The following is a 9,263-nucleotide window of genomic DNA, read 5'->3' on the forward strand; positions in this document are numbered from 1 at the left end:
GGCCGAGCGGCTGCGCGCGGCGCGCGGGTACGGGCCGGAGCGGTTCGCCGCCCACTCGGTGGCCCTGGGTGCGCGACCGGACCGCAGTACCTTCCCCGCGCAGGCGCCCTGCCCGGTCCTCATCGTGGGGGCATCACACGACCAGGTGGTGCCCACCGAGGACCAGCGCAGGTGGGCCCAGGCAAACGGTGCCGGGGGCGGTGGTGCGGGCGCCAGCAGCAAGGGCGCCCGGGCGGTGACCTACGTGGAGATCCCGGAGACCGGGCACATGCTGCCGGTCGAGACGCCTGAGGAGTTGGCCACCGCGATCAGCGACTGGTGGCGCCGCACCGAGGCCTGATGCGGGACATTCTCGGGTCGCCGAGCGCAGCATCGTGCCGACACTGCTCCTCGCCGCAACCCCCCGGACGGTCTAGAGTTCTTCCCCAGAAGGCGGGGTGGTCGTCAATGACTTCTCGGAATCGACCGTTGTCCCAGAGATCCGTCGCGCCGGGGGACAGGGCGAATCGCGCGTTGAGGGAGCTCGACGACCAGGTCTTCTCGGACGTCGTCCTGCGGGAAGTGCATCGTCGCAGTGCGTTCGGCCGGGTCGCCGGGCAGATCGACAGGGCCGTGAAGACGGTCCGGGCTCCGGACATGGACCTCCTCCGGGGACCCACGGCACCGCGTGCCGGAGATGGCGCCACTGCCGCTCGTCGTGCCCGTGCCGTTGCGGTCTCAGTCTCGCGGGGTGCCGCAATGCGGGTGCCTCTGATGTGCTCGGTCGAAGCGGCTGAGGCCCTCGCGCGGCGCGGAGTGTTGTCCGAATCCACCGCCGCCGACGCACTTCGGACGTTCGCGCGAGACGGCCGCCTGATCGCGCTCCGCGGCGACCGGAGATGGGTCTACCCGCGATTCCAACTGGACTACTTCGATCCGCGCGACCCGAACAACATCATCTGCGCGATCAACCGGGTGCTGGACGCCGGTCGCTATCCGGAAGCTGCGACCTCCTGGTGGACCCTGCAGTCGGTCGCCCTGCCCGGCATGCGCCCACCCGTGGACCTGTTGGGAGGCGACCACGACGCACTGCGGCAGCTGGCGTCGGAGTACGCGTCCGGAGCTGATCGGTGACAGGTGCGCGGCGGCTGACTCAGCGGGGGAGTTGCCCGTCGTCGATCTTGATGACGGTCCCGGTGACCGCCTCTGACGCGTCCGAGACGAGGTAGAGCAGCGTGGAATCGAGCTGTTCGGGTACGCCGAGTCGCTTCCGCGGGAACCCGGGCGCGATGTCGCCGACCCGCTCGAGCATCCCGTCGGTCATCTCCGACTCGAAGACTCCCGGCGCGATGGCGTTGACGTTGATGAGATTGCGCGCCCACTCCACGGCGAGGGCCTCCGTCATCCGACTGAGTGCCGCTTTGGTCGTGGCATAGAGGGCGGCCCCGTTCCCGGCGTAGTGGTACGCGGCCATCGAGGAGATGTTGACGATCCGGCCCGGGGTTTCGGCCACGATCAACCGTCGGGCCACCCCGGTCGCCATGAGCCACGGGCCACGGATATTGGTGTCCAACACGGCGTCCACGAGCTCCAGTGGCATCTTGTGTGCGCGCTGCGCATCGGGGATGCCGGCGTTGTTGATCAGGATCCGGGGAGCGCCGAGACGCTCGGTCACCTCCGTGAGGCAGGACTCGACGGAGGCCGGATCGGCGACGTCCAGCCGAACGCCGTGCGCGCTGCCTCCGCGTCGGCTGATCGCGTCGACGACCTCCTCGATCCTCTCGGTACGCCGCCCGGTCACGACGACTGTCGCGCCCGCGTCCGCGAGCACATGGGCGAATCGGGCGCCGAGGCCGGCGGTCGATCCGGTGACGATCGCGACGCGACCGGTGAGGTCGACAGAAGTCATGGGGAGTCCTCTCCGAGGTGGGGGGTGGCGGTGGAACCGGTCAGATGATGCGGCGAGGCAGTGAGGGAAGTAGCTCAGGTGAGAAGAGGTCGGGCAGGCCGTCCGAGGCGCGGTCCGGGAAGTCCGGCTCCTCCTTGGCCAGGAACGCGGAGACGCCGGCGCGGACGTCGGCGGACGTGCCGCGGGTGTAGATTCCGATGGACTCGGCGCGGTGGGCCACCTCGGGGTCGGGAGCGCCGAGCATCCGCCACATGAGCTGGCGGGTCAGCGCCGCCGACACCGGGGCAGTGCCGCGGGTCAGCTCGCGGGCGATCTCGATGGCGCGGGGGAGGACCTCGTCGGCGGGCAGCAGCTCACGCACCAGGCCGCGCTCCAGGGCCTCGCCGGCGAGGATGGTTCTGCCGCCGACAGTCCACTCGACCGCCGTGGAGATGCCCACGATGCGGGGCAGGAACCAGGTGGAGCACGCCTCCGGCACCAACCCTCGTCGCGTGAAGACGAACCCGAACTTGGCGTGGTCCGCGGCGATACGCACGTCGGTGGGCAGGGTCATGGTCACCCCGACGCCCGCGGCCGAGCCGTTGATCGCCGAGATGATCGGCTTGGTCATCCGGAAGATGCGTAGCGAGACCAGGCCGCCCGTGTCCGGCGGGGGGTTGCCGGTGTCCTGGCCGGGATCGACGGCGAAGGTGTCGCCCCCGCCCGAGATGTCGGCCCCCGCGCAGAACGCCCGCCCGGTGCCGGTGAGCACCACGGCCCGGATGTCGTCGTCGGCGTCGCAGGCGTCGAGGGCGGCGACGAGGTCGGTGAGGTTCCGCGTGGTCGCCGCGTTGAGCCGATCGGGGCTGTTGAGCCTGATCACGGCGACGTCGTCGTGGCGCTCGAGGACGACCTCTCGCTGGTCGGCTGCGGTCTCGGGTGCCTGGTCGGGCGAGGGCTGCATGGTGACGGACGCTACCCGCGGTGGCGGGTGGTGGGGCCGGGATCCGATACTGACCGGCTGCGCATACTCGCCGCCGGCTCGACGGGGGAGGATCCGGGTTCAGCGGTTCGGGTTGGTGGCCGCGCCATCGAGCCAGAGCATGTCGGTCGCGTCGGCGTGTGAACCGGTGGAGCCGACGTGCTTCGAGCTGATCTGAGGCCCCTTGGTGATCACGTGGACGAGCGCCATGCCGTGGCCGCGGCCGAGCCCGTAGTCGTTCTTCAACCACTCCAGGATCGGCCCGGCCTTGGTGCCGGGGCCGAAACCGCGTTCGGTCGCCTGATCCACGAGTTGCCGCGGCGTCAGCCCGGTCTTGGTGTCGATGGTGTCGAGATACGCCTGGAAGGACATCGGATTCTCCTCTGATCGATAGGCGGCGGGGTGATGGGTTTCGGGTGATGAGCGAGTGGGTCCGGTCAGGCGTCCGCGGAGTCCGAGCGCAGGGCATAGGTCGCGACGATGTTGCCCGCCTGGGTCTGCGTCGAGTTCAACAGACGCAGGCGCGTCGTGGGGACGGACTCGTCGAAGAGCCTGCGGCCCTCACCGGAGATCACCGGGTGGATGGTCAGCGTGAGCTCGTCCACCAGGCCCGCCAGCACCAGCCTCCTGGTGGTCTCCACGCCACCCGCGATCGCGATGTCGCCGCCCGGTTCCTGCCGCAGCTGCCCGAGGTACCCGGCCGCATCACCGGTGGCGATAACGCTGTTCCACGGCAGCTCGCCCGTCAGGGTGGAGGTGAGCACGTGCTTGCGGACCGGGTTGACCCACTCGGCGAACGGGTCCTGCGCACCGGGCCAGTAACCGGACCACTCCTGCCAGAGCGTGCGGCCCAGCACCAGGTCCGTGGTCGCGGCAGTCATCTTCTGCATGAACTCCATCTCCTCGGGTCCGAAGGCGTCGAACTGCCAGTGCTCGGCATGCTCCGTCACGCCGTTGAGCGTGGAGAACATGTGGGCCGTGATCGTGCGGCTCATGATGATCCCTCCTGAGGGGACTCGGGGGCCCGGTCGAGCAGGTGCTCGGGGCCCGAAGGGCCGTCCTTCACAGGGGTAGACGGTGCGAGGCGCCGAAAGTGATCGGTGCGGCGGGGATTCTCCCTACGGCAGGTGGGCGGGCAGGCCGAACTCGGCGAAGTGGCCCGCGCCGATGAAGTGGGTGAGGGCCGAGAGGCGGCCGGCGCGGGACTCCAGGACGTGGATCGCGAACGGCTCCCATCGAGCCGCGCTGGAGTCGCGAACGCCGGCGTCGTTTCGGCTCTCGTCTCGACCGCCGCCGTCGTGATAGACCGCGACGGCCGGACGGCCGTTGGCGGAGGTGACGATGGTCCGCGAGTTGCGGCACACCTGCCCGGGGCCGCGCCACCAGCGCTCGATCTGCGCGGGGCCGCGGAGCCAGAGCTCGAACGGCGGCATGCTGAACTCCGCGTCCTCGGTGAGCAGGTCGACCAGGCGGTCGACGTCGTAGGCCTCGAAGGCGGCGACGTACTTCTCGAGAAGCCGGGTGTCGTAGGCGGGGGCGTCGTCCGCGGTGTCGGTTGGGAGAGTGGCCCCGTGCTGGGCCATGGTCTTGCGCGCCCGGGCGAGTGCGGAGTTGACCGAGGCCACGGACATGTCGAGGAGGTCCGCGCACTCCGCCGCCGAGAGCACCAGGACATCGCGGAGGATCAGCACGACCCGCTGCCGGGGTGGCAGGAACTGCAGCGCGGCGACAAAGGCGAGCCGGACCGATTCGCGGGCGAGGGCGGTGGCGGACGGGTCGACGCCGAGATGGGCGTCGCTCGCCGGGCCGATCCACATCTGCTCGGGCATGGTGGCCAGCGACGTGGGGTCGTCTGGGACGCGGCCGGGCTCGTTGAGGTCCACCGGAAGGCTGCGTCGCTGCGGCGCGCGAGCCATGTCCAGGCAGACGTGGGTGGCGATGGAATACAGCCACGTACGCAGCGACGAGCGGCCGCCGAATTCGGCGCCATCCCGCGCCCTCCACGCACGCAGCATCGTCTCCTGCGTTGCGTCTTCGGCCTCCGCGATACAGCCGAAGTAGCGGTAGCAGTAGCCGAGGATCTCGCGGCGGTAGGTCTCCGCCTCGGTCGTGTTCACGCGGTCATTGTCCGCCTGGGGTGCGGAATTGTGGTGTGGTTCGGCGGCCGGGCGACAGGTTCCGGGGGACAGTGTCCACCGCCGATGCAGCGGCCGGCCTTCTTGATCAAAACTTCACGCGACCTCTACCTGAACTGGTGCGTGCACGCGCGATGCTGATGTCACCAACCGAAGGACGGTGACGACCATGATGGGCTGGTCGGGTCAGCTGAGTGCCACCGGGTGGATCATCATGGCGGTGTGCATGCTCGTGTTTTGGGCGGCAGTGCTGTCCATGCTGGCCATGATGTTCCGTAATGACCGTTCCGGGGGGCACGGACGCACCGCGCCGGAGGCCGATCCGCTTCGAGTGCTCGAAGTGCGTTTCGCCCGCGGAGAGATCGGCTCCGACGAGTTCGTGGCCCGCCGAGAGGAGCTGACGCGCTCCGGCAACTCCGTACCGACGAAACCCGAGCACGGGCGGCCCCGTGTCTGAGCTGACCCGCCGGTCCTTCCTCCTCGGTTCAGCCCTCGCCGGGGCCGGGGCGCTCGTCGCCTGTTCCGGAGCGGGCCCGCCGACCGGTACCCCCGTGCAGCCCTTGTCGGACGCTGTCCGTCGTGCCGAGCTGGCGCGCCGCAGCGCGGGCCAACGGGTGGTCTCAGCGCGGTTGACGCCGCGTCCGGTCGACGTGGATCTCGGTGGACGCGTCGTCTCCACCTGGGGCTACGACCCTAGCCTGCCCGGGCCGCTACTGCGTGCCCGTGTCGGGGATCTGCTCAAGGTGGAGGTGGACAACCAGCTGCCGGCGGAAACCAGCGTGCACTGGCACGGACTGGCACTGAGCAACGACATGGACGGGGCACCCGGCCTGACTCAGGACCCCATCGCCCCCGGCGGTCGGTTCGCTTACGAGTTCACCGTCCCGCACGCGGGCACGTACTTCTATCATTCGCACTCCGGGCTCCAACTCGACCGCGGACTCTACGGGCCCCTGATCGTCGACGACCCGAACGAGCCCGGTGACCATGAGCACGAGTGGATCGTGGTGCTCGACGACTGGCTCGACGGCACCGGTCGTACCCCCGACGATGTTGCCCGCGACCTGGGCATCGGTGACGCCGCAGGTATGGGCAGCGGATCTGGGATGGGAAGAATGGGCGCGATGGACCACGGCGGCATGAGAGGTATGGGCGCCACGGACACGGGTTCCGAGACGATGCTCTCGCCGATGCTCGGCGGCGCCGGGGACGTGAGCTATCCGCTCTACCTGGTCAGTGGGCGGGTCCCGGAGGACCCGATGGTGTTCAACGCGACACCCGGGGAGCGAGCGCGTATCCGCCTCATCAACGCCGGTGCTGATACCGCCTTCCGCGTGGCCCTGGGCGGGCACCGGATGACCATCACCCACACCGACGGCTTCCCGGTCGTGCCGCAGGATACCGATGCACTGATGGTCGGGATGGGCGAGCGGTTCGATGTGCTCGTCACCCTCGGCGACGGCGTCTTCCCGTTGTTCGCGCAGGCCGAGGGCAAGACCGGTCACGGGCAGGCACTGGTGCGCACCGCTGCGGGCGACCTGCCTACCCGGTCCCGACCCGACGAGCTGGACCGGCAGGTGCTGTTCGGCACCGATCTGGCGCCTCGCGCGGACGTCCGACTGGAAGAGAAGGGGCACGATGTTTACCACAGTCTGGACATGGGCGGGACCATGTCGCCGTACAGGTGGACCCTGAACGGCCGCGCTCACCCCGACATCACGTCGTTGGACGTCAACGAAGGGCAACGGGTTCGTATGCGGATGCGCAACATGTCGGACATGTTCCACCCCATGCACCTGCACGGACACACCTTCGCTCTGCCCGATACCGGGCTGCGCAAGGACACCGTCACGATCAGACCGATGCGCACCGTGGAGATCGAATTCGATGCCGACAACCCCGGCCAGTGGGCGCTTCACTGCCACAACGCCTATCACCAGGAGGCCGGGATGATGACCACCCTGTCCTACCTGGCCTAGTGAACACCCTGAAACACCCAAGACAGCCGAACCCCTGAGCCCCGCCACTCCCAGGAGGCTATTGATGTCGCATCCGGAACACGGACCCGCGCAACCGAACCCGGCGCCGACCAGACACGGCCACGGCGCCGAGGTTCACAGCCCGCCCCCCGCCGAGCACGGCGAGCACGTCGCCCATGTCGGGCCGGGCGGGCACGGCGAGGACGGGGGCCACGATCGACACGCTGGGCACGGGGCACACGGGGAGATGTTCCGCCGTCGCTTCTGGGCGTCGCTGGTGCTGGCGATCCCGGTGGTGTACTTCAGCCACATGGTCGCCGATCTGCTCGGCTACACCATGCCGAATTTCCCCGGCGCCATGTGGATCGCCCCGGTGCTGGGCACGGTGATCTTCCTCTACGGCGGCACCCCGTTCCTCACGGGCGGCTGGGCCGAACTCCGCTCGCGCCGCCCGGGGATGATGCTGCTGATCTCCATGGCGATCACTGTCGCCTTTGTCGCCTCCTGGATCACCACCTTGGGCCTCGGCGGGTTCGAGCTGGACTTCTGGTGGGAACTGGCGCTGCTTATCGTGATCATGCTGCTCGGGCACTGGCTCGAGATGCGCGCGCTCGGCTCGGCCTCGGGAGCCCTCGATGCGCTGGCGGCCATGCTGCCGGACTCGGCGGAGAAGATCACGGATTCCGGGACTGTCGCAGTTCCGCTTCCGGACCTCGAGTTGGGGGACCTGGTGCTCGTGCGCGCAGGAGCGCGGGTGCCCGCCGACGGCACGGTCACCGACGGCCGTGCCGAAGTCGATGAATCGATGATCACCGGCGAATCCAAGACGGTCACCAGAGAAGCCGGCGACACCGTGGTCGCCGGAAGCGTTGCGACGGACAGCGCGCTGAGGGTTCGGATCACCGCGGTGGGCGAGAGCACGGCTCTGGCCGGCATCCAGCGGATGGTCGCCGACGCCCAGGCCTCCTCGTCCCGAGCGCAAGCTCTGGCAGACAAGGCCGCGGCGTTCCTGTTCTATTTCGCCACGGTCGTGGGCATCCTCACGTTTGCGGTCTGGGCGTTGCTCGGCAACGTCGACGAGGCCGTGGTGCGCACGGTGACCGTGCTCGTGATCGCCTGTCCCCACGCGCTGGGGTTGGCTATTCCACTTGTGATCGCGATCTCCACCGAACGAGCGGCCAGGTCCGGGGTGTTGGTCAAGGACCGGCTCTCGCTCGAACGCATGCGCACCGTCGATGTGGTCCTGTTCGACAAGACCGGCACCTTGACCGAGGGCCAGCACCGGGTCACGGGAGTCACCGCCGCGCGCGGGGTCACCGGGGAGCGGGTGTTGGCGTTGGCGGCGGCGGTCGAGGCCGACAGTGAACACCCCGTCGCCCGGGCTATCGTCGCGGCGGCCGATGACCGGGTGCCGGCCGGCGAGCGGATCGCCGCCACCGATTTCCGGTCCCTGCCAGGCCGTGGGGTCCGCGCCCGTGTCGATGGCACCGAGGCCAGCGTCGGCGGTCCCGCCATGCTCAACGAACTGGGGTTGTCGATTCCCACCGACGTCGCGGAGGTGACCGAGCAGTGGGTGTCGCGCGGGGCGTCGGTGTTGCACGTCGCCGAAGGTGACCGGATCCTGGGGGCCGTCGCGCTCGAGGACGCCGTGCGGGAGGAGTCCCGGCAGGCGATCGACGCCCTGCACGCCCGTGGGGTCTCGGTCGCCATGATCACCGGCGACGCCCAGCAGGTCGCGGACGCCGTGGCCACGGACCTCGGGATTGACGAGGTGTTCGCCGAGGTGCTTCCCGAGCACAAGGACGCCAAGGTCACCGAGCTCCAGAAGCGCGGGCACAGGGTGGCGATGGTCGGCGACGGGGTCAATGACGCCCCCGCCTTGGCTCGCGCTGATGTGGGCGTGGCGATCGGTGCCGGGACCGATGTGGCCATCGAATCCGCCGGGGTGGTGCTCGCCGCGAACGACCCGCGGGCGGTCCTGTCTATCATCGACCTCTCCCATGCCAGCTACGGCAAAATGTGGCAGAACCTGGTGTGGGCAACGGGGTACAACGTCATCGCTGTGCCGTTGGCCGCCGGGGTTCTGGCCTTTGTCGGCGTGGCGATTTCCCCCGCGGTCGCGGCGATCCTCATGTCTGTCTCGACCATCGTGGTGGCGCTCAACGCCCAGCTGTTGCGCCGCCTCGACCTCGACCCGGCACGATTGGCCCGCACATGACCACGGTGTGACCGATCTGGTCGCTCATGTCGAGAACCCGGATCCGGTTCCGTCCCCCTAGGAGCGTGGGTCAGTAACACGC

General features: G+C 69.3%; 10 protein-coding genes. 5 read left to right on the top strand and 5 right to left on the bottom strand.

Features of this window, described 5'->3' with window-relative positions; genetic code table 11:
- Both G6017_RS09825 and G6017_RS09830 read left to right on the top strand, forming a co-directional pair.
- Window positions 1-340: alpha/beta fold hydrolase (locus tag G6017_RS09825; protein WP_182617156.1), on the top strand; the 340-nt coding region annotated here is incomplete at its 5' end.
- 458 nt (window positions 341-798) lie between these two features.
- Window positions 799-1,113, top strand: coding sequence for a hypothetical protein (locus G6017_RS09830; RefSeq protein ID WP_146166326.1), 315 nt, complete (start codon window positions 799-801; stop codon window positions 1,111-1,113).
- A 19-nt stretch (window positions 1,114-1,132) separates the two neighbouring features.
- On the opposite strand, the gene G6017_RS09835 is transcribed toward G6017_RS09830, so the two are convergent.
- The 5 genes from G6017_RS09835 to G6017_RS09855 form a co-directional block, all read right to left on the bottom strand.
- Window positions 1,133-1,888 carry an SDR family NAD(P)-dependent oxidoreductase gene (locus G6017_RS09835; protein ID WP_095718244.1) on the bottom strand — a complete coding sequence of 252 codons (756 nt, stop codon included), beginning with the start codon at window positions 1,886-1,888 and terminating at the stop codon, window positions 1,133-1,135.
- 40 nt (window positions 1,889-1,928) lie between these two features.
- Entirely contained in the window at window positions 1,929-2,831 is a 903-nt protein-coding gene (locus tag G6017_RS09840) for an enoyl-CoA hydratase-related protein (RefSeq protein ID WP_182617157.1), read from the bottom strand.
- A gap of 99 nt (window positions 2,832-2,930) precedes the next feature.
- On the bottom strand, window positions 2,931-3,221 hold the full coding sequence (locus tag G6017_RS09845) for a DUF4287 domain-containing protein (protein WP_182617158.1): 291 nt from the start codon (window positions 3,219-3,221) through the stop codon (window positions 2,931-2,933).
- A 65-nt stretch (window positions 3,222-3,286) separates the two neighbouring features.
- Window positions 3,287-3,844, bottom strand: coding sequence for a dihydrofolate reductase family protein (locus G6017_RS09850; RefSeq protein WP_095718241.1), 558 nt, complete (start codon window positions 3,842-3,844; stop codon window positions 3,287-3,289).
- Window positions 3,845-3,967: 123 nt separating this feature from the next.
- The gene (locus G6017_RS09855; RefSeq protein ID WP_344390938.1) at window positions 3,968-5,056 is read right to left on the bottom strand and encodes an RNA polymerase subunit sigma-70; all 1,089 of its coding nucleotides are present in this window, start codon (window positions 5,054-5,056) and stop codon (window positions 3,968-3,970) included.
- A gap of 97 nt (window positions 5,057-5,153) precedes the next feature.
- On the opposite strand from G6017_RS09855, the gene G6017_RS09860 reads away from it, so the two are divergent.
- The 3 genes from G6017_RS09860 to G6017_RS09870 all read left to right on the top strand — a co-directional run bounded on the left by G6017_RS09860 (window position 5,154) and on the right by G6017_RS09870 (window position 9,181).
- On the top strand, window positions 5,154-5,441 hold the full coding sequence (locus G6017_RS09860; RefSeq protein ID WP_095718239.1) for an SHOCT domain-containing protein: 288 nt from the start codon (window positions 5,154-5,156) through the stop codon (window positions 5,439-5,441).
- Entirely contained in the window at window positions 5,434-6,963 is a 1,530-nt protein-coding gene (locus G6017_RS09865; protein WP_095718238.1) for a multicopper oxidase family protein, read from the top strand. The genes G6017_RS09860 and G6017_RS09865 overlap by 8 nt, the downstream gene beginning before the upstream one ends.
- Window positions 6,964-7,027: 64 nt before the next feature.
- Entirely contained in the window at window positions 7,028-9,181 is a 2,154-nt protein-coding gene (locus G6017_RS09870) for a copper-translocating P-type ATPase (protein WP_095718237.1), read from the top strand.
- Window positions 9,182-9,263 lie beyond the last annotated feature (82 nt).

Origin of the sequence: Dietzia sp. B44 (assembly GCF_014145245.1) — a bacterium.
Lineage (GTDB): Bacteria > Actinomycetota > Actinomycetes > Mycobacteriales > Mycobacteriaceae > Dietzia > Dietzia natronolimnaea.

What these genes read in the sequence shown, in the direction of transcription:
- G6017_RS09860 (WP_095718239.1), top strand. Translation starts at nt 5,154, where the DNA reads ATGATGGGCTGGTCGGGTCAGCTGAGTGCCACCGGGTGGATCATCATG.
- G6017_RS09835 (WP_095718244.1), bottom strand. Translation starts at nt 1,888, where the DNA reads ATGACTTCTGTCGACCTCACCGGTCGCGTCGCGATCGTCACCGGATCG.
- G6017_RS09845 (WP_182617158.1), bottom strand. Translation starts at nt 3,221, where the DNA reads ATGTCCTTCCAGGCGTATCTCGACACCATCGACACCAAGACCGGGCTG.
- G6017_RS09850 (WP_095718241.1), bottom strand. Translation starts at nt 3,844, where the DNA reads ATGAGCCGCACGATCACGGCCCACATGTTCTCCACGCTCAACGGCGTG.
- G6017_RS09870 (WP_095718237.1), top strand. Translation starts at nt 7,028, where the DNA reads ATGTCGCATCCGGAACACGGACCCGCGCAACCGAACCCGGCGCCGACC.
- G6017_RS09840 (WP_182617157.1), bottom strand. Translation starts at nt 2,831, where the DNA reads ATGCAGCCCTCGCCCGACCAGGCACCCGAGACCGCAGCCGACCAGCGA.